This is a genomic window from Pseudomonas sp. CBC3, assembly GCF_037967085.1.
GTDB lineage: Bacteria > Pseudomonadota > Gammaproteobacteria > Pseudomonadales > Pseudomonadaceae > Stutzerimonas.
Map to the genome: position 1 here is coordinate 1,260,139 of NZ_JBANEO010000001.1, position 21,790 is coordinate 1,281,928.

General features: G+C 64.0%; 20 protein-coding genes. 11 read left to right on the forward strand and 9 right to left on the reverse strand.

The window, feature by feature from the left end; all coding sequences use genetic code 11:
* Positions 1-137 precede the first annotated feature (137 nt).
* Complete coding sequence (locus V6943_RS05760) at positions 138-2,531, reverse strand: putative bifunctional diguanylate cyclase/phosphodiesterase (RefSeq protein ID WP_340552856.1); 2,394 nt, start codon at positions 2,529-2,531, stop codon at positions 138-140.
* Positions 2,518-3,588 carry an ABC transporter substrate-binding protein gene (locus V6943_RS05765; protein ID WP_340553038.1) on the reverse strand — a complete coding sequence of 357 codons (1,071 nt, stop codon included), beginning with the start codon at positions 3,586-3,588 and terminating at the stop codon, positions 2,518-2,520. Before V6943_RS05765 ends, V6943_RS05760 begins: the two co-directional genes overlap by 14 nt.
* Positions 3,589-4,010: 422 nt before the next feature.
* Here V6943_RS05765 and V6943_RS05770 point away from each other — a divergent pair, with 422 nt between their 5' ends.
* A complete protein-coding gene (locus V6943_RS05770) occupies positions 4,011-4,649 on the forward strand; it encodes a CDP-alcohol phosphatidyltransferase family protein (protein WP_340552857.1) in 639 nt (212 codons plus the stop codon).
* A gap of 162 nt (positions 4,650-4,811) precedes the next feature.
* Here V6943_RS05770 and V6943_RS05775 read toward each other — a convergent pair whose 3' ends face one another.
* The 3 genes from V6943_RS05775 to V6943_RS05785 are packed head-to-tail and all read right to left on the reverse strand — an operon-like array spanning position 4,812 to position 7,731.
* Positions 4,812-5,798 carry an ArsA family ATPase gene (locus V6943_RS05775; protein ID WP_340552858.1) on the reverse strand — a complete coding sequence of 329 codons (987 nt, stop codon included), beginning with the start codon at positions 5,796-5,798 and terminating at the stop codon, positions 4,812-4,814.
* Positions 5,789-6,052, reverse strand: coding sequence for a cory-CC-star protein (locus tag V6943_RS05780; protein ID WP_131651355.1), 264 nt, complete (start codon positions 6,050-6,052; stop codon positions 5,789-5,791). The genes V6943_RS05775 and V6943_RS05780 overlap by 10 nt, the downstream gene beginning before the upstream one ends.
* The gene (locus V6943_RS05785) at positions 6,049-7,731 is read right to left on the reverse strand and encodes a carbon starvation CstA family protein (RefSeq protein WP_181103034.1); all 1,683 of its coding nucleotides are present in this window, start codon (positions 7,729-7,731) and stop codon (positions 6,049-6,051) included. The genes V6943_RS05780 and V6943_RS05785 overlap by 4 nt, the downstream gene beginning before the upstream one ends.
* A 353-nt stretch (positions 7,732-8,084) precedes the next feature.
* Between V6943_RS05785 and V6943_RS05790 the strand changes: the two genes are divergently transcribed.
* The 10 genes from V6943_RS05790 to V6943_RS05835 all read left to right on the forward strand — a co-directional run bounded on the left by V6943_RS05790 (position 8,085) and on the right by V6943_RS05835 (position 18,344).
* Positions 8,085-9,044 carry a ribokinase gene (locus tag V6943_RS05790; RefSeq protein WP_340552859.1) on the forward strand — a complete coding sequence of 320 codons (960 nt, stop codon included), beginning with the start codon at positions 8,085-8,087 and terminating at the stop codon, positions 9,042-9,044.
* Positions 9,037-11,442, forward strand: coding sequence for a glycoside hydrolase family 65 protein (locus tag V6943_RS05795; protein WP_340552860.1), 2,406 nt, complete (start codon positions 9,037-9,039; stop codon positions 11,440-11,442). Before V6943_RS05790 ends, V6943_RS05795 begins: the two co-directional genes overlap by 8 nt.
* Positions 11,443-11,561: 119 nt before the next feature.
* Positions 11,562-12,056, forward strand: a complete 495-nt coding sequence (locus V6943_RS05800; protein ID WP_340552861.1) for a Na+/H+ antiporter subunit E — start codon at positions 11,562-11,564, stop codon at positions 12,054-12,056.
* The gene (locus tag V6943_RS05805) at positions 12,056-12,307 is read left to right on the forward strand and encodes a monovalent cation/H+ antiporter complex subunit F (protein WP_131651359.1); all 252 of its coding nucleotides are present in this window, start codon (positions 12,056-12,058) and stop codon (positions 12,305-12,307) included. The genes V6943_RS05800 and V6943_RS05805 overlap by 1 nt, the downstream gene beginning before the upstream one ends.
* Positions 12,303-12,596 carry a cation:proton antiporter gene (locus V6943_RS05810; protein WP_131651493.1) on the forward strand — a complete coding sequence of 98 codons (294 nt, stop codon included), beginning with the start codon at positions 12,303-12,305 and terminating at the stop codon, positions 12,594-12,596. Before V6943_RS05805 ends, V6943_RS05810 begins: the two co-directional genes overlap by 5 nt.
* Positions 12,589-13,497, forward strand: a complete 909-nt coding sequence (locus V6943_RS05815; RefSeq protein ID WP_340552862.1) for a hydrogenase subunit MbhD domain-containing protein — start codon at positions 12,589-12,591, stop codon at positions 13,495-13,497. Before V6943_RS05810 ends, V6943_RS05815 begins: the two co-directional genes overlap by 8 nt.
* Positions 13,494-13,775, forward strand: a complete 282-nt coding sequence (locus V6943_RS05820) for an NADH-quinone oxidoreductase subunit K (RefSeq protein WP_340552863.1) — start codon at positions 13,494-13,496, stop codon at positions 13,773-13,775. The genes V6943_RS05815 and V6943_RS05820 overlap by 4 nt, the downstream gene beginning before the upstream one ends.
* Entirely contained in the window at positions 13,772-15,208 is a 1,437-nt protein-coding gene (locus V6943_RS05825; RefSeq protein WP_340552864.1) for a complex I subunit 5 family protein, read from the forward strand. Before V6943_RS05820 ends, V6943_RS05825 begins: the two co-directional genes overlap by 4 nt.
* Complete coding sequence (locus V6943_RS05830) at positions 15,205-16,701, forward strand: complex I subunit 5 family protein (RefSeq protein WP_197445283.1); 1,497 nt, start codon at positions 15,205-15,207, stop codon at positions 16,699-16,701. The genes V6943_RS05825 and V6943_RS05830 overlap by 4 nt, the downstream gene beginning before the upstream one ends.
* Positions 16,698-18,344 (forward strand): complex I subunit 5 family protein, encoded by a 1,647-nt coding sequence (locus tag V6943_RS05835; RefSeq protein WP_340552865.1) that lies wholly within the window; start codon positions 16,698-16,700, stop codon positions 18,342-18,344. Before V6943_RS05830 ends, V6943_RS05835 begins: the two co-directional genes overlap by 4 nt.
* An 87-nt stretch (positions 18,345-18,431) precedes the next feature.
* On the opposite strand, the gene V6943_RS05840 is transcribed toward V6943_RS05835, so the two are convergent.
* From V6943_RS05840 to V6943_RS05855, 4 genes are all read right to left on the reverse strand, one after another.
* Complete coding sequence (locus tag V6943_RS05840; protein ID WP_340552866.1) at positions 18,432-18,875, reverse strand: ketosteroid isomerase-related protein; 444 nt, start codon at positions 18,873-18,875, stop codon at positions 18,432-18,434.
* A gap of 81 nt (positions 18,876-18,956) precedes the next feature.
* Positions 18,957-20,357 (reverse strand): ATP-binding protein, encoded by a 1,401-nt coding sequence (locus V6943_RS05845; RefSeq protein WP_340552867.1) that lies wholly within the window; start codon positions 20,355-20,357, stop codon positions 18,957-18,959.
* The gene (locus tag V6943_RS05850; RefSeq protein ID WP_131651365.1) at positions 20,354-21,031 is read right to left on the reverse strand and encodes a response regulator; all 678 of its coding nucleotides are present in this window, start codon (positions 21,029-21,031) and stop codon (positions 20,354-20,356) included. Before V6943_RS05850 ends, V6943_RS05845 begins: the two co-directional genes overlap by 4 nt.
* Positions 21,032-21,092: 61 nt before the next feature.
* On the reverse strand, positions 21,093-21,695 hold the full coding sequence (locus tag V6943_RS05855; RefSeq protein ID WP_340552868.1) for a hypothetical protein: 603 nt from the start codon (positions 21,693-21,695) through the stop codon (positions 21,093-21,095).
* Positions 21,696-21,790 lie beyond the last annotated feature (95 nt).

A 21,790-nucleotide genomic window follows, 5' to 3' on the forward strand; every position in this document is an offset into this window, starting at 1 on the left:
GCTAAAGCCCTGTGAGTTGGCAAGTAGCGCGCAATGTGAGCCACGCTCCTGAGGAACACCATACGGCCGGTGCCGTCCCGGCGCCAGCGCCAGCACGCGCCGGGAGCAAGGGCTTCAACCTGAGCCGTCGTGGTGCATCAGTTCCGATTTGCTACGGCCTGTTCAGCGTCGTGCGGCATCGCCTGGCCGTGCAACTGTTCGACGCGCAGCTCATGCTGCGAACGGTTGCGTATCGCCACCCATTCCTCCAGCGCGGCTACCGAACGTGGCGGCGATATCAGATAGCCCTGGAACAGATCGCAGCCGGCCTGCAGCAGTGCGGACTGCTTTTCCATGGTGTCCACGCCCTCGGCATTGACCCGCTTGCCCTGCGCTTGGCAGAAGGCAATGAGCGCGGTCAGGCTTTCCCGTAGTTCCGGTTGCGTCAGGCGCTGCACGATGGCCATGTCCAGTTTGATGGTGTCGGCCGGGTACTCGAGCAACTGCTGGATCGAGGTGTAGCCGACGCCGAAATCGTCGATGGCCACGCGGAAGCCCGCCGCGCGGATTGCCCGCACCACCTCCATGGTGTTGCTGCTCAGTTCGGCGGCGTAGGTTTCGGTCAGCTCGATCTCGATGTTGCCGGGCGCGACGCCATGATGCGCGGCGCGTTCGATCAGGTAGCGGCAGATGTGATCGTCGGTCAGCTGCGCCGACGAGACGTTGATCGCCAGAATCATGCCTTCGCCGAACAGCCGGACCAGCTCCGGATAGCCGGCCAGGGCTCTGTCGATCACCCAGCTGTCGATCTTCGGGAACAACCCGGCGCGCTCGGCGATGGGAATGAACTCGCCCGGTGAAACCGTGCCGAGCAAGGGCGAATGCCAGCGCAGCAGCACCTCACAGCTGACCACGCTGCCGTCGCGTTCCACCGCCGGCATGTAAACCAGGCGCAACTGTTCATCGCCATCGAGCAGGCGCAGCTGTTCCTCGACCAGCCGGATGCGCTGGTTGCGTTGCTCCAGCTGGGCCGAGAAGGCCACCGCGACATTCTTGCCTTCGGCCTTGGCCTGATACATCGCCGTGTCGGCGCGGGTCAGCAGTTGCGTGATGGAATCGGCGTCGGCGGGGTAGCGGGCCGTGCCGATGCTGACACCGACCGGGTAGAGACGGTCCTCGAAACGGAAGCCGCTGCGGCACAGATCCAGCAAGGCATCGGTAAGCTCCGGCAAGCTGTCGTACTCGGTACCGGTCAGCAGCAGGATGGCGAACTCGTCGCCGGAGAGCCGGGCGAGCGCGGTCTCGGCGTCAGGGTGGGCCTGGCGGTGGCGCTCGAGCACGCCTTGCATGCGTTTGGCGAAGACGCGCAGCAGCGTATCGCCGGCATCGTGGCCGTGCTGGTCGTTCACCTGTTTGAAGTTGTCCAGATCGAGAAACAGCAGCGCCAGTTGTCGTCCGCCGCGTGCGCACTGGTCATACATGGCTGTGGCCAGCAGGCCGAAATGGGCGCGGTTGCTGATATGGGTCAGGCTGTCGGTCCAGGAGATTTCCTGAATACGCTGCAGCGCGGCCGTGTTGCGCTCGTGCAGGGTTTTCATATTCAGCGTCAGGCGACCGATCTCGCCGCCATCGCTGGGTTCGTCCAACGCGTGGCGCTTGCCCTGCAGCAGCTCGGTGAGCTGCTGGTCGAGCCAGCTGATCGGACCGGTGACATAGTGATGGATCAACACCAGCAACAGGCCGACGGAGATCAGGCAGATCAGCACGACGCCAAACAGAAATGCCAATCCCAGCGTTTGCAGGCGCGCGGCAATGTAGTCAGGTGACGGCGTCAGGCGTGCGGACAGCGAGCGTGACAGCTCGATATCGGCCGATAGCCCCCGTGGCGCCGGTTTGAGCTTGGGTGCAATCTCCACCGCCGCACCGTATTCGGCCTCCAGGCTGCGCTTGAGGCTGATGAAGCTTTCAGGGCGCACCGCCAGTTGCAGGGCAAAGGCTTCCGCTCGCTGGCTAGGCAAAGGGCGGCTACCCGCAGCCGGCAGGATGAAGTCGGTATCCAGCAGCAGGCCGCCCTCGGCTGTATCTATATAGGTCATCTGGCCGGTATGCGGAGTCTGCTTAGCCTCGCGGACGACCTGTTGCTGCGTGGCGCTCATGGTCGCGAACGGCGACAGGCTGCTTTCGTGATAGTAGGCCACCTCACCGCCAGGCTGGACGATGGCGAAGGACACGAACGACATGCGGGTCGTCGATAGCGAGCGAATGCTCTGCTGGATGCGCAGCCCCAGCGTTTCGTTACGGTAGGCGGTGTTCGACTCACGCAGGAACAGCAGCAACGCTTCGCTGTTGGCGATCGAGTGGAGCATGCTGCGGTTGAACGCCTCGTAGTCCAGATAAGCGGATTTGAGCGCTAGCAGCTGCTGCGCCAGACGCGCCTGTTCGAGGCCCACCAGCGAAGCGCGCTGGGTCAGGTAAGCGGTCGTTGCAGCCAGCAGCTGGATGATCAGGATGACCGGGAAGATCACCAGCAGCGTGCGTTTACCGAGCGTCATGGGCGTTGATCAGTGCGTTGATGATGCGCCGCCGTGTCTGCGTCGCATCCAGCGGACGTGGCTCATAGACCTGGCTGTTCTGCAGCACCGCCTCGGGTGGGTAGATGCTTCGATCCTGGCGGATCTCATCCGGCAGCAGCGCGATGGCCGCAGTGTTGGCCGTGGCGACACCCAGCTCGGCGGCATTCAGGGCCGCGATTTCGGGGGTATTGATAAAACTCAGGAAGCGGTAGGCCAGCGCCTTCTGCTGGCTGTTGACCGGCACAGACAGGCAATCGACCCAAAGCAGTGTGCCTTCCTCTGGAACCACGTAGTGCCAGGGTTCGCCTTCGACGCCTTCGATGGCGTTGAGCACCTGCTGATCGCCGCTGTAGGTCAGCGCCATGTCGGCCTTGTCGAGGTAGCGCTGGCTGCGTAGCGATGTGATCACGTATTCATAGGTCAGCACGGCGTGGGACTGCGCCATCAGCAGCTCGTAGGCGGCTTTCAATTCGTCGATGCTTGAGGTGTTGATCGAGCGCTGCTGGTAAAGCAGCGGGCCGGCGAGGATGTCTTCGTGGTCCTCCATCATGATGATGTGCGGCGCGTCGCGTTCGGCCGGTTGCAGCAAGTCGGCCCAGGAGCGGGGCGCGACGGGCAGGCGGTCGGAACGATAGGCGATGCCGAGCGTGCCCCAGAGATAGGGGATCGCGTGGGGTCCGCAGTGGTCGCGCCAGCGTTGCGGCGTGTGCTTCAGATTGGGCAGCGCCTTCTCATCGATCGGCTCTAGCAGCCCGCGTTCGCCGAAGCGGTTGGCGCTGATCAGCTCGGTCAGCGCGATGTCGATCCGATGATCCGGCTCGGCGAGCACTTGGTCGCGCTTGTCGCCGCTGTCGAAGTAGACCTGATGGATCTGCACGCCGGTCTCGGCCTGCCAGCGCTCGATCACCGCCTCGCTGAGAAAATCCTCCCAGTTCAGCAGATTCAAGGTCTCGGCTTGCGGGGCGGTGGAGGGGAATAAAAGGCTCGCAGCTACGAGAGTCGCGCCGCAGAGCCGTCGCAGTTGCGACGATGACATCAGAGTTGCTTTATTCATTTCATTGCTCCATCCCGCTATGGCAGCGCCGGGTCTGCACCTGCAGCGTTCGGCTAAGGCTTGGCAGTCTTCGGTATTAATGGCCGCAGCGAACGCTCGAATTGCTGGGGCATAGCGGTTTAGCGGCGCGCATAAGTGGCACTTTAATGGCGCCAGACAAACGGCAGCAATGTTTTTGTACGGATCTTTTCGCGGTGCCGATCAGCGGGCAACGACAGCCAGCCAACCGCGAGCGTTGTGACCGCTGCGCTTGAACACTCCGCATCGATCGTTCCTAATGCCGACCAAGCCGCTGCAGACAAGATGCAGGCCCAACGGCGGGTCACGCCGTATTGAGCGCGATAAAGGTTAGATAGCGGGATTTCCAGTTTTAACTCGGACAAACAATAGGTAGGGAGCGCCTAATGCAAGACAACCGCAGGCCCATCAAATCGCGATCTCAGCGTTGGGCAACGAAACTTGCCACGCTTTTAATCACCCATAACATCTCACCTAATCAGATTTCAGTTGCAAGTATCGGATTCGCGGTTGTGGCAGCTGCATGTCTGGCGGCTTCCACAGGCGTTTTCGGCTCTCTTGTCGCGGTCGTATTCATCCAGCTGAGGCTGGTTTGCAACCTGCTCGACGGTATGGTGGCTATTGAGGGCGGGAAACACTCAGCCCTTGGCAGCTTGTATAACGAATTTCCGGATCGCATCGCAGACAGTGTGTTGATCGTGGCGCTGGGATATGCGGTAGCCTGTCAGCCTCTCGGCTGGTTCGCCGCGCTTGCCGCTGCCTTGACTGCTTATGTGCGGGTGTTTGGCGGAGCCATAGGGCTCAAGCAAACCTTCGCTGGGCCCATGGCGAAGCAGCATCGCATGGCGGTCATGACGGCTGGGCTGGTGCTTAATATTCCAGAAACCATCTTGTTCTCCACACATCATTGCCTGCTTCTCGCGCTGGTCGTTATCGCGGCTGGTTCTGCCATTACCTGCGTAACTCGCACGCGAATAATCGCCAGTCAGCTGAAGGGCGCCCAGCGAGCTGGATCTCAAGGCTAACGTGCTGTTTAGTGACTTCTGTTGGCGCCGGCGCTGGCGTTAAAAAGCAAGCCGGTCCTTTCCGGGCGGTATATATTTTCGCCAGCCACGCAGTGATGTCGACACGCTGGCCATGATCGCGCCCACCAAAAGTGCCCTATCCCAATGGCAGGCGGCAGCGTTCTACTGCAGCCGCTCTCCAAATGCCTCGAGCGCGGTTTCGCCGACCACGTCTTCGGCCAGCAGGGGCAATTGCTGCAGCGGAAGGTTCGGTAGGGCCTGTTGCAGCGTGTCCAAATGACGCTGTTCTTGCGCGTGTCGCTCGGCGAGAAAGGCGCCGGCCTCGACAGGCGATCGTTTATTCACCACCAGCCCGGCCACTTCGATGCCGCTGCGCTGCAGCTGGGCCTGCAATTCGATGGTTTCCAGTACCGGCAGCCGCTCGGCGGCGAGGACGATGACGAACGCGCAACGCTGGCGGTCCTGTATCACGTCACGCAGTTGGCTGAAGCGCTCGCGGCGTCGGTAGAGCAGCTGTCGCACGCGTTGCTGGCGGTCGTTGCCGTAGCTGGTTTCGCGGCCGAGGATGCTTTCGCCTAAACCACCGTCGTCCTTGCCAAGATTTCGCAACACATCGCCGAAGCGCTTGCTGCGCTCCTGACGTTGCAACAACCCTTCGGTCCAGGCCGTCATCATTTCCGGCAGCGCCATGAGTCGCGAAGTATGGCCGGATGGCGCGGTGTCGAAGACCAGCAGGTCGTAGTCGTCCATGCCCTGGATAATGGTGTCTGCGATACGTTCGAGCAGCGCCGCTTCGTGCATGCCGGGTGCATCGCGAGAGAGCGACATGTGCTTGTCGACTTCGCCGGCCAGGTGCGGTGGCATCAACCGGCGCAAGGCGCTGCCGACCTCGTCCAGGTGTTGCCGCACCGTTTGATCAGGGTCGAGCTCCACGCCATCGAGACCGGCCGCCAGACGCACGGTATTCGAGCCGATCGAACGGTTCCAGAGATGACCGAGGTTGTGCGCCGGATCGGTGGAGACCAGCAGCACACGGCGTCCGGCACGCGCCTGTTGCAATGCCGTGGCGGCGGCGACGGTGGTCTTGCCGACGCCGCCTTTGCCGCCGATGAACAGCGCCCGGCTCCGTGCGGCCAGTGCTAGCAGCATCCGATGTGATCCAGCGGTGAGTGCTCCATGCCCATGCGGCGATGCCAGTCATGGAAGCGTTCATAGAGTTCCGGCATCAGCTCCAGGGTGTACCAGGCGGCGGGGTTGGGTACGCCCAGCGCCTCGGAAAACACCAGCAGCATGAACAGGTCGTCCTCGTCGCGCCGGGCGCGGGCGAAGGTGCGCCGGTAGGGCGCGACGTAGAATTCCTGCAGGCCGTCCGACAAACGCTGGAAGAACGGTCGCTGCGTCACGGCAGCGGCTCGTCGGTGGTCATCTCGGCAGCCGGATCGCGGCCCTTGCGCATGGCGATGATCGCTTCAAGGGTGACCCACAGCGCGGCGATCAGAATCACCACGTCCATGCCCAGCAGCAACCAGTTCTCGGCGCGGTAGAACTGGCCCATCTGCACCAGCAGCGCGTAGATCGACATCGCCAGCAGGAACACCAGCGGCACCAGGGTGTACATCGCCGGACGACCTTGCTTGATCAGCAGCACGGTGATGATCGACAGCGTCAATCCCGCCAGCAGCTGATTGGTGGTGCCGAACAGCGGCCAGATCGCCATGCCGCCGCTGCCCTCGGAGCCAGCGCCAAAGGCCAGGGCCATGCACACACCGACTGCGATCAGCGTGCCGACCAGAGTGTTCACCTTCATGCCGGCCAGCTCGCCGGCTTCCTGAATCACGAAGCGTTGCAGGCGCAGGCCGGTGTCCATGGTGGTGCCGGCGAAGAGAATCGCCATTACCGCAAGAATAGTGGCGCCGAGGTCCGCCGGCAGACCGAGGCCGTTGGCGAGCAGCGTGCCGCCGCCCTGGACGAAGGCATTCACGCCGCCCTGGCCGAAGGCGGTGTAGACCTGTTGCCAGTCGAGCAGCGTAGCGAAACCGGCAGTGCAGCAGATGATCGCCGCCAGCGAGAGCATGCCTTCACCCACCGCGCCGAAATAGCCGACGAAGCGGGCGTCGGTTTCCTTGTCCAGCTGCTTGGATGTCGTGCCAGACGCCACCAGCCCGTGGAAGCCAGAGATCGCTCCGCAGGCGATGGTCACGAACAGCAGCGGCACGATGCTCGGACTATCGGCAGGTAATTCGGTGTTGTACGCCGGCGCAACCAAATCTGGCGCACCAAACAGCACCGCCAGATAGAGCAAGCCGAGACCGACGAACAGTTGCAGGCCGTTGATGTAATCACGCGGTTGCAGCAGCACCCACACCGGTAGCAGCGAGGCGATGGCCGCGTAGGCGAACAGCAGCAGAATCCAGAACGACTTGGCACTCAGGCCCAGTACCGTATCCGGCAGGCTGATCGGGTAGGCGTTGCCCAGCAGGATCAGCAGGTAAAGCACGATCACGCCGCCCAGGGAGGGCCACAGCAATTTGACGTTGTAGCGGTAGATGAGCTGGCCGATTACCAGCGCGACGAGTATGGCGCCCCACACCGGAATTACCGAAGTCGGCGTCGACACCAGCAGGTTGGAGATCACCGCGGCAAAGGCGCCGTTGACCATCAGCAAGACAAGGAAGATCACGACCAGAAACAGACTGCGGCCACGCGAACCGATCAGCCGCCCACTGAGCATGCCCACCGATTGGCCCCGGTTGCGGGCGCTGGCCCAGAGCGCGCCGAAGTCATGGATGCCGGCGAAGAAGATGGTGCCCAGCACCACCCAGAGGAACGCCGGAACCCAGCCCCAGATCACTGCAATGGCCGGGCCGACAATGGGCGCCGCGCCCGCCACCGAGGTGAAGTGGTGCCCCCAGAGTACGAACCGGTTGGTCGGCACATAATCCACACCGTCGCGCATGGTATGGGCCGGGGTGCGGTAGTTCGGATCGAGGCGGTAGATCTTCTCGGCGATGAACTTCGAGTAGAACAGATACCCCAGCGACATCGCCGCCAGCCCCACAATCATCAACGCAATCGCACTCATTCGAAGGCTCCTCGCACGCGTGCCGATACAGGCATCACGCAGGCTTGGGCTGTTGCCCGACAGTAACTTGAACACCCTAACGGGTGCGGTGTTCGGTATCGCCAGCAAGCCCCGGCATGGATGCCTTGGCGCTGCGCCAGTGTTGGCGATTGAGGTTCGAGCGGCCGCGGCGCCAATGGGTTCCCGGCGATTGCCCCGCATCGGCAGGAGCCCCCTGCGCATTGAAGTGCGAAAGAAGCGGGGCGGGCGCTTCCCACGATGGATCAGAGCTGACCGATGAGGTAGCGAAACGCGAACCCTGGCCAGCCGTTCAGGTCCGTTAAAGGACGAGCTTGAACCACCGGAGCATGTTCATGGAGCGCCTAACGCTGTTGTCCCTGGGCAGCATCAATGCCGATTTTCAGGTGCGGGTCGACGAACCGCCCGGCGGTCGCGAGACCCTGCTGGCCCATGATCTGTGTCGCCTGTCCGGCGGCAAGGCCAGCAATACCGCCTACCTCGCTGCACGCTTCGGCCATCGCAGTATCTTGCTTGGGCAGGTGGGTGACGACGATCTGGCCGAGCAGGCGCTCGGGCCGTTGCGCGAGTCTGGGGTAGAGGTCGACGGCGTCGGTCGCGTGGCGGGTCAGGCAACTGGCGTTTCGATGATCATGGTCCCGCCGGATGCAAAGAAGCACATCGTGCTGGCATCCAATGCCAACGACTGCTGGGACCAGGCGGCCGCCGACGCCACCTATACACGTATCGAGGAATGCCAAACCCCGGCCGTTCTGGTGCTCGATTACGAAATTCCCGCTTGGGTCGTACGCCGCGCCATCGAGAGCGCGGCGCGCCAGGATATTCCGGTGGTGCTCGACCCCTCGTTTCCGGATCGCCTGGAGCGCAACATGCTGCCCATGCTGCGCGCGATCACGCCGAACGCCGACGAGGCCGAAGCGCTGGTCGGGCATCCGATCGACAACATCGAGGCCGCTGCCGATGCCGCGCGTGAGTTGCAGCGGGCCGGTACGGAGATCGTCTGCATCAAACTGAGTGATGGCGGTTGTGTCCTGGCCTGCGGTGAGGACGTTTCACATGTTCCGCCGGGGCAGGTGGAGCCGGTCGATACCACAGGCGCCGGCGATGCCTTTACCGGCGTCTTCGCCATCGCGCTGCTGGAAGGTCGGGCGCCACGCGAAGCCGCTGCCTGGGGCGTGGCTGCGGCCAACTTGGCCGTCACCGCCTATGGCTCGCAGCCGGCGTATCCCGATCGTGAACAGGTCGCCGCGATGGTGCAGCAGCTTTTGAGTGCTGCGAGGGTGTTGCATGACTGAGTCGAACGTTCCGAGCCAAGTGGTTTTCGATAGCTACGACCCGGATGACGAGCGCCGGCGTGAGGCGCTGCTAGCACTGGGCAATGGCCTGTTGGCCTGCCGTGTCTGTGCGCCGGAGGCAGCTGCCCTGCATTCGGCTGGCGGCGGTGACCATTACGCCGGCCTGTACCGTGCCGGCTGGTACGACGATGCGCCGCGTGAGGTCAATGGCAGCGCGGTGCGGATGGCCGCGCTGGTCAATCTGCCCGACCCGTTCGGTCTGAGCTTCGCGCTGGACGACGGCGGCGACTGGTACAGCCTCGACGGGGTCGAGCTGCGCGGGTATCGCCAGTGCCTGACGCTGGACAGCGGTCTGCTCGAACGCGAGCTTGATTTCGTCATGGCCGGGCATGAAGTGCAGCTGCACGAGACGCGCTTCGTCAGCATGGCCTCCCCACAGTTGGCGGTGCTGCGTTGGGAGCTCAAGGTACCGCGAGACGTCGCTCGCATCCGGCTTCGCGCGACCCTCGATGGCGGCGTGACCAATGCTGCGATTCCCCGCAATGACGCCTACGAAGGGCAACGTCTCGGCGCGCTGGACATCCAGCACGACGAGCAGGGGCGCGCGGCGCTGAGCGCCAGGGTTAACAATGATCGTCGCCGCCTGGCGATGGCCGTGGGCATCCGGACGCCGGGGCTGGGTCTGCGCTGGCGTGGCCAGCAGGTCGAACAGCGGCTCATTCAACAGACTGAATGCAAAGTGCCGGCGGATGGGCGGCTGGTCATCGAAAAGCGGGTGTTGGTGCAGGTCGATGACGAGCGGCCAGCCGACGATGGCCAAGCGTGCGAGCAAGTGCTCCAGCAGCTGCCACAGGCTGATTTCGACGACCTGCAACGCGCACACTGCGATGCCTGGGCACAGCTCTGGCGGCGCATGCCGGTCGCGTCGGATGACGCCCAGCTGCAGTTGGCGCTGCGCTTTCATGCCTTTCATCTGCTGCAAACGGTGTCGGCGAACAGTGTCGGCAAGGATCTCGGCTTTCCCCCGCGTGGCTGGATGGAGGGTTACTACGGTCAGGTGTTCTGGGACGAGTTGTTCGCCTTTCCGTTTCTCGTCACGCATTTCCCCGAGCTGGCGCGCAACCTGGTCGACTATCGCCATCGACGCCTGGATACGGCCCGTGAACGGGCGCGGCGCGCCGGTTTGCGCGGCGCCATGTTTCCCTGGCGCAGTGCCGACAGTGGCGAGGAGGAAACCCCTCCTTGGCAATTCAACCCAATGTCGGGTCGCTGGATGCCCGATCACACCCACCTGCAACGCCATATCGGCTCGGCGGTTGCGTTCGATGCATGGCAGCTTTATCTCGCGACCGGTGACGAGGCGCTGCTGGCTGGGCAAGTGGGCGAGCTGATCATCGAAGTGGCGCGCTTTTGGGCCAGCCTGGCGCGCTTCGACGAGTCTCGGCAGCGCTATCTGATCTGTGGCGTCATCGGCCCAGACGAGTATCACAACGGCTATCCCGGCGCGGCGCAGCCCGGCTTGGATGACAACGCCTATACCAATCTCATGGCGGTCTGGACGCTGTGTCGCGCACGACAGGTGCTCGAATTGCTCCCCAATGACAAGGCCGATGCGCTGCGTAACAGGCTGCAACTCGAAGCGGATGAGGTGGAAGGCTGGGAGCAGATCAGCCGGCGCATCTATCTCCCCTTCGTGGAGGACGACGTGCTCAGCCAGTTCGAGGGGTTCGAAAAGCTCGAACCGCCTCCGCAGGAGTGGCTGCACGGTGATCGTCCGCGGCTGGACTGGATGCTCGAAGCGCGACACGACAGCTGTGATCGCTACCAGCTGACCAAGCAGGCGGATGTGCTGATGGCGCATCATTTGTTGCCGCAACACCAATATCAGGCGCTGTTTCAATGGCTCGGCTATCGGCACGACGAGGACGCCCTGCATCGCACGCTGGCCTACCACCTGGCGCGCCTGACACACGAGTCTAGCCTGTCGAACGTCAGTTGCGCCGGCGCTTTGGCCGAGGTCGATAGCGAGGCGTCATGGGCCTATTTTCAGCAAACCCTGGATGTCGACCTGTGTACGCCGGGCGATGAAGGTACGCAGGAAGGCGTGCATCTGGGCGCCATGTCCGGGTCGCTGGATGTGCTGCAGCGCCGTTACCTTGGCGTGCGGCCAGAGCTCGATGGCCTGCATGTTTTCCCCATGCCTCCAGCTGAGCTGCGGCACGTGGCGCTGTCGCTGGTCTACCGTCAGGCGCGCCTGCATCTGCAGCTGGACGATGGCTGGCTGACGGTGACGGCTGACAGCGCCAACGACCGGTCGGTAACCGTGCATCACGCGGCGGGTCGCGAGCAGCTCGAACCGGGCCAGTCACTGCGAATGCCGTGTCGGGCAGCGGAGTGAGCGCCCGGCGCTCGAGCGCTCATTCACTGTGCAATGCCAGGAAACAAGCCCACCGCCAGCGCGACGGAACGCCATGGAGGATTTCGGATCGACACTTCGATCATCCGAAAGGAGACCTTGTGAGCAGAGAAACTGGATCGCGCCGCCGCTGGATCGATGGGCTGGGTTGGACGCTGCTCTATACCGCGATCTGGGCGCTGTTCGCTGACGGCAACGGTTGGGCCATCGGCGTGCCGAGCGTGCTGCTCGCCGTTGGGCTGTCGCTCTGGCTGGGTCTGCGGTCATGGCAACCCTCGCTGGTAAGCCTGCCGGGCTTTGTCTGGTTCGCCCTCAAACACATGACGCTGGGTGCCTGGGACGTGGCGCTGCGCGCGCTGCATCCAGGGCGGTCGCTGCAGCCGGCGTGGGTCGATTACCGCCTGCGCTGCGAATCGCCGCGGATACGGCTGCTGCTGTCGGCGCTGGTCGGATTGCTGCCGGGCACGCTGGCGTCGCGAATCGATGCCGACTGCATGCGCATACACGTGCTGGATGAGCGACAACCGTGGGAAGCGACGCTGATCGAGCTGGAGGCGCGGCTGACCCGGCTGCTCCCGGCGCGGGGCGAGCATTGATGGCGGTTTATTCGGCGCTGTTGCTGCTGACCATCGCGGTCGGCCTGGTGCGCGTCGTGCTGGGGCCGAAACGGGTGGACCGGCTGCTGGCGATCCAGTTGTTCGGCACCGCCGGCACGGCGTTGCTGCTGGTCATGGCGCAGTGGCAGGAACAGCCCGCGCTGCGTGACGTGGCGCTGCTGCTGGGTTTGCTGGCGGCGGTCGCCAGTGCCGCGCTGGTGCAACTGTTGCGGCAAAGCCACCATGATTGATCTTTTGCTCGACGTCTTGAGCTGGGCGCTATTGCTCGGCGGTCTGCTGTTCTTTGCCGCCGGCAGCATCGGCCTGCTGCGCTTTCCCGACGCGGTCAGCCGGCTGCACGCCCTCACCAAGGCCGATACCCTCGGTCTCGGGCTGGTGGTCGCCGGCTTGTCGGTCCGCGCCGAGAGTCTGCTCGAAGTGGGGCAGATGCTGCTGATCTGGCTGCTGTTGATGGCTTCCAGCGCCACCGCCTGCCAGTTGCTGGCACGCCAGGCCAGCGAGGATCCGGACGATGACTGACTGGCTGTTCGACGGCACGCTGGGTCTGCTGTTGCTCGCGCTCGCCCTGGGCGCGCTGCACGGGCGCAACCTCTATGCCAGCGTGCTGCTGTTCGTTGCCTTCGGCATGGTAATGGCGGTGATCTGGGCACGCCTGGGCGCGGCGGATCTCGCGCTGGCCGAGGCTGCCATCGGCGCCGGGCTGTCCGGCGTATTGCTGTTTGCCGCGCTGGCACGTCAGCCGGGTCGCCAAGAATTGCCGGACATTACCCCGACCCGTCAGCGGCTGGCGGCAGCGTTGGTGGTGTTGCCTTTGCTGTTCATGCTGCTGCAAGGCCTCGCCCCGCTGGCCGATGGCACGCCAACGCTGCCCGATGAGCTTGACCGGGTGATGCCGCGCACCGGTGTCAGCCATCCGGTGACGGCGGTGCTGCTGAACGTGCGGGCCTGGGACACGCTTCTCGAACTGGCGGTGCTGCTGCTGGCGCTGCTCGGTGCACGACAGCTCGGCCCGCGCCGCCTCGATCTGGCTGAACCCTGGCCGCTTTTGCGTGCCTGGGCACGGGTGCTGGCACCGTTGCTGGTGCTGGCGGCGGGCTACATCCTCTGGCGCGGCGCCAGCTCGCCAGGTGGGGCCTTCCAGGCGGGTTCGTTGCTCGCCGCGGGCGTGGTGCTGCTGCGCCTGTCGGCTCTGCTGCCGAGGTTGCGCTGGTCGTTCGCACCGCTGCGGCTGCTGGTACTGGGCGGACTGATGCTGTTCATCGGCGTAGCCATCACCACCGCCTGGCTGGGTGAGGGCTGGCTGAACTACCCGGACGATTCGGCCAAGCTCATCATCCTGCTGATCGAAGCCGTGGCGACCTTGTCGATCGCCGCCAGTCTGAGCCTGTTGGTCATCGGCGAAGGCGAGGATTCGTCATGAGCAGCGCACTGTTCTGGATGGGTGTCGGCGCCGCGCTCTGGTTGCTCGGGCTACACGGCCTGCTGACCCTGCGCCAGGCGTTGAGGCGGATCATCGCGTTCAATCTGATGGGTAGCGGTGTGTTTCTGGTGATGATCGCCCTGGCGACACGCAGCCAGCCGAGCGATCCGGTGCTGGTGGCGCTGGTGGTTACCGGCCTGGTGGTGGCGGTCAGCGCCACGGCCCTTGCCTTGCGGTTGGCGGGCGCGGTGCAGGATGGCCGGGAGCAGCGCCGATGACGCCGGCACTGACGCTTGCACTGGTGAGCCTGACTCTGCCGCTGCTGGGTGGTCTGCTTCTGCTAGGGATACAGCCGCGGCGTAAGGGTTTGTGGGTGATTGCGATCACCTTCGCCAGCCTGCTCGCCGCGGCTGCAGCCCTGCACCACGTCATGCAGGTGGGACCGCAGCTGCTGAACATTGGCGGCTGGGACACGCCGCTGGCGATCCGCTTCCAGCTCACGCCGCTGACCGCCTTGCTGATGCTCTTCACTGCTGGGCTGCACTTGCTGGTAGCGCTTTACGCCGCGCGCAGCCCGCACGCCACCGGCAATGAGGATTACTGGCCTTTATCCTGCCTGCTGCACGCCGCGCTGGTCGCGCTGTGGCTGTCGGCCGATCTGTTCAACCTCTACGTCACCCTCGAACTGCTCAGCCTCACGGCGGTTGCGCTGGTGGCGCTGGCCGGGCGCAAGGCTTACCGCCCGGCGTTCAACTACCTGATGCTGTCGCTGGCCGGATCGCTTGCCTATCTGTTCGGCGTCGCGCTGTTGTATGGCCGCTACGGTGTGCTCGACATTCTGCTGCTGGCGGAACTGGCCGAAGTGGATGCCAGCACCCGGCTGGCGCTGCTGTTGATGAGTGTTGGGTTGATGTTGAAAGCGGCGCTGTGGCCGCTGCACCTGTGGCTGCCGCCGGCGCATTCCGGCGCGCCGACGGCGGTCAGCGCGTTGCTCTCGGCGCTGGTGGTCAAGGGGCCGATCTACATTCTCTGGCTGGTCTGGACCCAGATCGCGCCGCCCGAACTGGGTCGCCAGGCCGGCGTACTGTTCGCTGCGGCGGGCATCCTGGCGTTGCTGTCTGGCGGCTGGTCGGCTCTGCGCGCGCCGCGCTTGAAGGTGCTGGTGGCCTATTCGACGGTCGCGCAACTGGGTTACGCCTTGTTGGCGCTGGGTCTGCTGCTGCACTGGCAGGAACCGCGCATGACCGCCGCGCTGTGGCTGTTCGTCATCGCCCATGGCCTGGCCAAGGTGTCGATGTTTCTCGCCGCTGGCGAATTGCAGCGGGTACTCGGCACGCGTCGGGTGCGTGCGTTGAAAGGCGCCAGCCAGAACATGCCGGTGGCGATGGCGGCCTTCGCGGTGGCCGGTGGCAGCCTGATCGGTTTGCCGCCCAGCGGTGGCTTTCTCGCCAAGTGGCTGTTGCTGCAGCCGCTGTTCGAGCAGCCGCAGCACTGGCCTTGGGCATTCGGCGTGCTGCTGGGCACGCTGATGTCCGCTGCCTACGTATTTCGTGTGGTGGCGCTGGGCTTCGATCGTGCCCGGCCGAATCCGCCCAGCGTCGTGCCGGACCGCCTCGCGCAGTGGCTGGCCATGCTGCCGGCGCTGCTGGCCCTGAGCCTGGCGTTGATCAGCGAACCCCTGCTGCTCTGGCTTGGCGGGGTGGGCCGATGACCTGGACCAGCTGGCTGCCGTTGGCCATCGTGCTCAGCTCATTGCTACCGGGGCTGATCATTTTCACGTTGCGCGAGGATCAGCAGCGCACCCGTGTGGCGCTCAACCTGCTGGGCGTGGGCGTCAAGCTGCTGTTGGTAGGAGCAATGATCTACGGCGTCAGCCGCGGCCTGGAGTTCCGCTTCAGCCTGCCGTTCCTGCCCGGCGCGCCCTTGGTGCTGCAGGGCGATGCGCTGTCGCTGCTGTTCGTCGCGCTGTCTTCGGTGCTGTGGATGGCGACGACCGTTTATGCCATCGGCTATCTGGAAAACTCGCCGCTGCGCTCGCGCTTCTTCGGCTACTTCAGCCTCTGCGTCAGCGCCACCGTGGGGCTGGCGCTGGCGGGCAATCTGGTCAGCTTCCTGCTGTTCTACGAGATGCTCACCCTGGCCACCTTCCCGCTGGTGGTACATCGCGGCACGCCCGAGGCGCTGCGTGCCGGGCGCGTCTATCTGGCCTATACCGTGGGCGGCGGAGCACTGGTGCTGATGGGCGTGGCGCTGCTGCACGGCCTGGCGGGCGGGCCGGATTTCCAGCCTGGCGGGTATCTACTGGAACAGGTCGGCGAGCAGGACCTGGCGCTGCGTGTGGCTTTCGTCCTGCTCATCGCCGGGCTCGGAGTCAAGGCGGCGCTGATTCCACTGCACGGCTGGTTGCCGAAGGCGATGGTGGCGCCGGCGCCGGTCAGTGCGCTGCTGCATGCGGTGGCAGTGGTCAAGGCCGGTGCCTTCGGCATCATTCGGGTGGTCTACGACGTGTTCGGCGCCGAGGCGCTGTCCCGGCTGGACATGGCCGGGCCGCTGCTGTGGCTTGCCGCGGCGACCATTCTCTACGGCTCGCTGCGTGCGCTGCAGCAACAGGAACTGAAGAAGCGCCTGGCCTACTCGACCATCAGTCAGGTGTCTTACGTGACCCTTGGCGTGGCGCTGCTCGGGCCGATCGCGGCGGTCGGTGGGCTGGCGCATCTGGTGCACCAAGGCCTGATGAAGGTCACGTTGTTCTATTGCGCTGGCAACTTTGCCGAAACCTTGGGCATTCATCGCATCCGCGAGATGAACGGCGTTGGTCGACGCATGCCCTTGACCATGACTGCATTCAGCATCGGAGCGCTGGGGATGATAGGGATCCCACCGATTGCCGGTTTCGTCAGCAAATGGGCGCTGGGCATGGGCGCGCTGGAAGTCGGCCAGGACTGGGTATTGCTGGTGCTGATGGGCTCGGCGCTGCTCAACGCCGGTTATTTTCTGCCGTTGTTGTGGCGCGGCTGGTTCGCCGAACCGGCCGACTGGCATGAAGACAACTGGCGCGAGGAGCGTTGGGAGACGCACTGGATGTTGCTGCTGCCGGCGTTGTTCACCGCGCTGCTGGCGTTGCTGGTCGGTTTGCTGGCCGGCACCGCGTTGAGCCCACTGGGCTGGGCGCAGCTGATCGTCGATAGGGAATTCGAAATATGAGTGGGCTCTGGCTGCTCGTCCCGCTGGCACCCTTGCTGGTCGGCTCGCTGCTGCTGTTCCGCGAGCGTGCAGCCGGCTGGCTTTGGCTCGGTTGCTTGCCGGCGTTGGCGATGGTCATCTGGCCGATGCCGGCACTGGATCTGCCGATGCTCTGGGAGGGCGTGCGCTGGGGTGCGGATGACGAATTGACCCGCGCCTGGCTGGGCTTCACCGCATTGCTTTGGGGTTGCGCCGGAGTGTTCGCCAGCAGCAGCCAGCGGGACGATCCCAAACGCCGGCACTTCTGGACGTTCTGGTCGCTGGCACTGTCCGGCAATCTGTTGCTGATCATCGCCACCGATGCGTTGAGTTTCTACCTTGGCTTCAGCGTCATGAGCCTTTCCGCCTACGGGCTGATCGTGCATCGGCGCGGCCCAGGCCCACGCCGCGCTGGGCGCCTGTATCTGCAACTGGCGATCTGTGGCGAGATGGCCCTGCTGGCTGCGCTGATGCTGCGCAGCCATGCCGCCGGCGGCGATTTCGCCTTTGCCGCCTGGCGAGCGTTGCCCATCGACGGCCTGACGCTGCTGCTATTGCTGATCGGCCTCGGCCTGAAAGCCGGGTTCTGGCCGCTGCACGTATGGCTGCCGCTGGCGCATCCGGCGGCACCGGCGCCCGCCAGCGCGGTGCTTTCCGGGGCGATGCTCAAGGCGGGCTTTCTCGGCCTGTGGCGCTGCCTGCCGGAGGGTGATCAGCTGCTGTCGAACTGGGCGGATGTGCTGCTTGCCATTGGCATCTTCGGCGCTCTTTATCCAGCGCTGCTGGGGCTGACCAGCGACAAGGCCAAGGCGGTGCTGGCTTATTCTTCGGTCAGTCAGATGGGTTACCTGCTGATGATTCTGGCACTGGCCTGGCGGCATCCGCAGCAAACGCAGGCGCTGACGGTCGTCCTGATGCTCTACGGCGTGCATCACGGGTTGGCCAAGGGGGCGCTGTTTCTTTCTGCAGGCTTGATCCACGCAGGACGCCTGCCGCGTATCGGCTGGCTGCTGCTGACATTACCGGCGCTGGCGATCATCGGCTTGCCATTGACCAGCGGTGGCGCGGTCAAGACGGCGCTGAAGGAGGTCTGGCACGGCGGGGCGTTCGAGTCCTGGCTGGTCTGGCTGAGCCTTGGCAGCCTGACCACCGCTCTGTTGCTGATCCGCGCGCTGTGGCTGCTGCGCCGTGATGCGCGTGATGCGCCGGCCTCACGCCCCCCTTTGCCCCAACTTCTGCCTTGGGCCTTGCTAAGCAGTCTGGCACTGCTGCTGCCCTGGCTCTGGCCTGCCTTGCGCGAACCCATGCTGCACGGCTTGTATTCGAGTGGCATCTGGGCTGCGTCATGGCCGTTGCTGCTGGCAATGGCCTTGGCCGGGGTGGCGCTGAAATTCGGTTGGAAGGTGCCGGCCCGGCTGACCGCGCTGCCGAATCCGGCGCTGGTGATTTCGCTTTGGCTCAAGCGACTGCTGCAGCGGCCACCGCTGAGGGTGCCAAATGTCGACCCTGACCAACCCCGTTGGCGGCAGCGGGAAAGACGCTGTAACCGTATCTGGAGTACCGGCACGCTCGCCGTAAGCACTTGGCTGCTGGTGGCTTTGCTGTGGTTGGGTTGGTTGTGGTGAGTCACGCTAAGTACGGAAGTGCTTGCCAACCACTTACAGTAAGAATTGCAACTTCCGTTTAAGGCTGCTGCTCGTTTCGGCGATTCGTCATGGCAAGGCTTTCTCAGCATAGGTGCGAGTCGGCAGACCCAGCTGAGAGCGAAAGCTCTCCATGTCGAACATAGTGCAGATACTGCGAATCTGCCCGCTAGGGGTCAGGGTCCAGAACGCCATGGCCGAAATGCTCAGAACCTTGTCGCTCGGCGGATAGCCGAGCGCCGGATTCTCGATGGTGCCGATCAGCGTGCTCCAGGTGACGACCTTGTCGCCCTCTGCGACGCATTCCTCGATCACCACTTCGAGATCGGGCATGGCTGCGCGAATCTGGGTGACTATATTCGCGAACTCGGCGCTGGCCATGGGGTGGCCAACGAAGGAGCTTTTGTAGAGAAAATCCTTGCTGTGCAGCTGCTCGGCCAGGGCCATGTGGCCGCGGTTCCAGGTCAGGTCTATGTGCTTGCGAACCAGTTTCTTACTGTCGTCCGGTGACATGTGAAGCGTCCGTAGATGGCGAAGCCGAACTTTAGCAGCAGCCACGGCAAGCGGGCAGCCATCGGGATGTCCTTCATCGGCTTATTCGAGTGGCAACCGCAGCCGGAACGCAGCGCCGCCAAGGCTGGAATCATCGAGCCTGAGCTCGCCGCCGTAGCTGTCGAGAATGTCCTTGACCACCGCCAGACCGATGCCCTGGCCGGGGTGCTGGGCGTCCAGCCGCTCGCCGCGACGGACGATGCGAGCGCGCTGGTCGACCGGAACGCCGGGGCCGTCGTCTTCGATGCTGAGCAACAGTCGATCGCCTTCTTCTTGCAGGCTGATGCGCACCTGATGCAGGCAGAGCCGGTAGGCGTTTTCCAGCAGATTGCCGAGCAGCTCCATGAGGGCGCCTTGCTCCAGCGGCAGGGTGGCGTTCGGTGGAATCTGGAGGTCGACCCACACGCGCTTGTCTTGATAAACCTTGTCCAGCGTGCTGCACAGGCGCACCAGCAGCGGCTGCAACGCAACCCGGTGACGCACCAGGCCGCTCTGACCCAGGCTCGCGCGTTGGAGTTGATAGCCGATCTGCTGGCTCATGCGTTCGATCTGCGCGTGCATGACGCGGGCCTGCTCGCGATTGTCCGGTTGCGCACTGATCACCTCGCCCACGCTTTGCAGCACGGTCAATGGCGTTTTCAGGCTGTGGGCCAGATCGCCCAGGGAGTTGCGGTACTGCTCGCGCTGGCGGCGTTCGCCATCGAGCAGCCGGTTTAGCGATCGCGTTAAACGCAGCAATTCGCGTGGGTGCTTATCGCTGAGCCGATCCAGCCGTCCAATCTCGACCTGGTCCAATTCATGGCTTAGGCGTTTCAACGAGCGAAAGCCCCAGGTCAGGCCCAGCCAAAGCAGCGTCAGTAGTACCAGCAAACCTCCGCCAAGCCAGAGGTAAAGCTGTTGACGGAATTCCTCGAAAAGGCTGCGGTATTCGCTGGTAGGTTGCATGGTGACGAAGCTGAACGCCTGGCGCTGATCATCGTTGGTCAAGCGCAGCTCGACGTCGTAGACGAAGTATTCAACGCCCTCGATGTCACGTACTCGCTGGAATTCTGTGACGTCGCCGTGCAGGCGCGGCCGGTAGTCGATGCTTTCATCTTCGGCCGAACGCGACTGCCATAGCCGGTTGCCCTGCGGGTCGTAGATATAGCCGAGCAGCTTGGCATCCGGCAGATCGAACTCCTCGTCCGGTAGCCGATCCGGCATGATCAGCTGTCCTTCTTCGATGCGCGAAGCGGTGATCAGCGTGTTGGCGTCAGCGGCCAGGCGTTCTTCGATGACGCGCTCGAAGGCGAGGCTGAACGCGGCCTGCAGCACCGGCAGCAGGGCCAGCATGAACAGGACTGCCAGGCAGGTTGCGCCCAGCATGAGGCGCAGGCGCAGCGACAAGCTACCGTTGCGCGAGGCTCGGAGCTCTACCAGCCAGCGGCGCCAGCGCCGGCTCATCGGCAGCGCTCGGTGAAGAGATATCCCAGGCCACGAACGGTATCGATGGGCTTCAGCCCGCCCTGAGCTTCGAGCTTGCGCCGCAAACGCCCGACCAACACTTCGATGACATTGGCATCGCGCTCGTTGTCGTCCGGGTACAGCTGCTCCATTAGGCGTTCCTTGGCCACCACCTGCTGCTGATGGCGCATCAGGTATTCAAGAATGCGGTATTCGAAGGCGGTCAATGCGAGTGGTTCGTCATTGACCAGGGCCTGCTTGCGGTTGAGGTCAAGCTTCAGCGGCCCAGCCTCGATGCTGGCCTGGGTGAAGCCGGACGAACGACGCAATAACGCATTGAGCCGCGCCTCCAACTCTTCGAACTGGAACGGCTTGACGACGTAATCGTCGGCGCCGGCCGCGAGTCCCTCGACCTTGTCCTGCCAGTTGCCGCGCGCAGTCAGGATGAGGATGGGAAAACGTTCGCCATTGCTGCGCAGCTGCCGGATCAGGTCCAGCCCACTGATACCCGGCAGGCCGAGGTCGACCACCGCCAGGTCATGATTAAATTCGCGAGACTGGTAGAGCGCCTCCTCGGCATTGGCCACCGCATCGACCACGTGACCGCTTTCGCTCAGGCGAGTCAGTAGGTGGTGGCGCAGCAGCGCCTCGTCTTCCACCACCAGCACTTTCATTTGCGGCTCCTGTCATGCAAACGGCCGGGACGATCCCGGCCGTGGTCCTGTTGAAGCAAGCTTAGAAGTGATAATTCACGCCGAGATAGGCCTGCTTGCTGCTGTGCAGGTCGATCGAGCCGACCTTACCGACGCCGCGCTCGGACACCTCGGTACCGGCGTTACTGCGCAGATAACGGTAGCCGGCTTCAATCGACGCGTTGTTGCCGACCTCCTGGATGACGCCGGCCTGCAAGCCGACCAGGTAACCGATGTCGCTGTCACGGCTGTAGCCGCTGGACTCGTTTTCAAGCTTGGTCAGACCGGCGCTGGCACCGCCGAACAGGCGGGTGGTATCACCGACCGGCAGAAACATGTCGTAGCTGCCGATCAGGTTCTGCTGGCGCAGCTTGAGTGCGCTGCCGTAGTCGTCGGAGACGTTTTCGTAGGTGGCATAGTAGCGCGCCTCGTCGGTCATCTGACCGGCACGGATACCCCAGGTGCCGCTGTTCTTGATGATGTCATCGAAGCGGTCTTGACCCATGTTCTGCTTCAGGGTGCTGGAGCGGTCAATGTTGACCGTGCTCTTGCCCCAGGTGAGGCCGGCGAAGTTCTCGGCGGCCTGAGCGCCCAAGGCGAAGAGGCTCAGGCTGGTGGCGATGGCCAAGGTATGCAGCGTGTTCATGTGTCGCTCCTTTGCAGGCGTTGGAAAGTGACGCCTGCATCCTGCATGCCGGCCGCTGAACCGCGCCTGAACCCTGGCTGAACCTGAGCTGAACG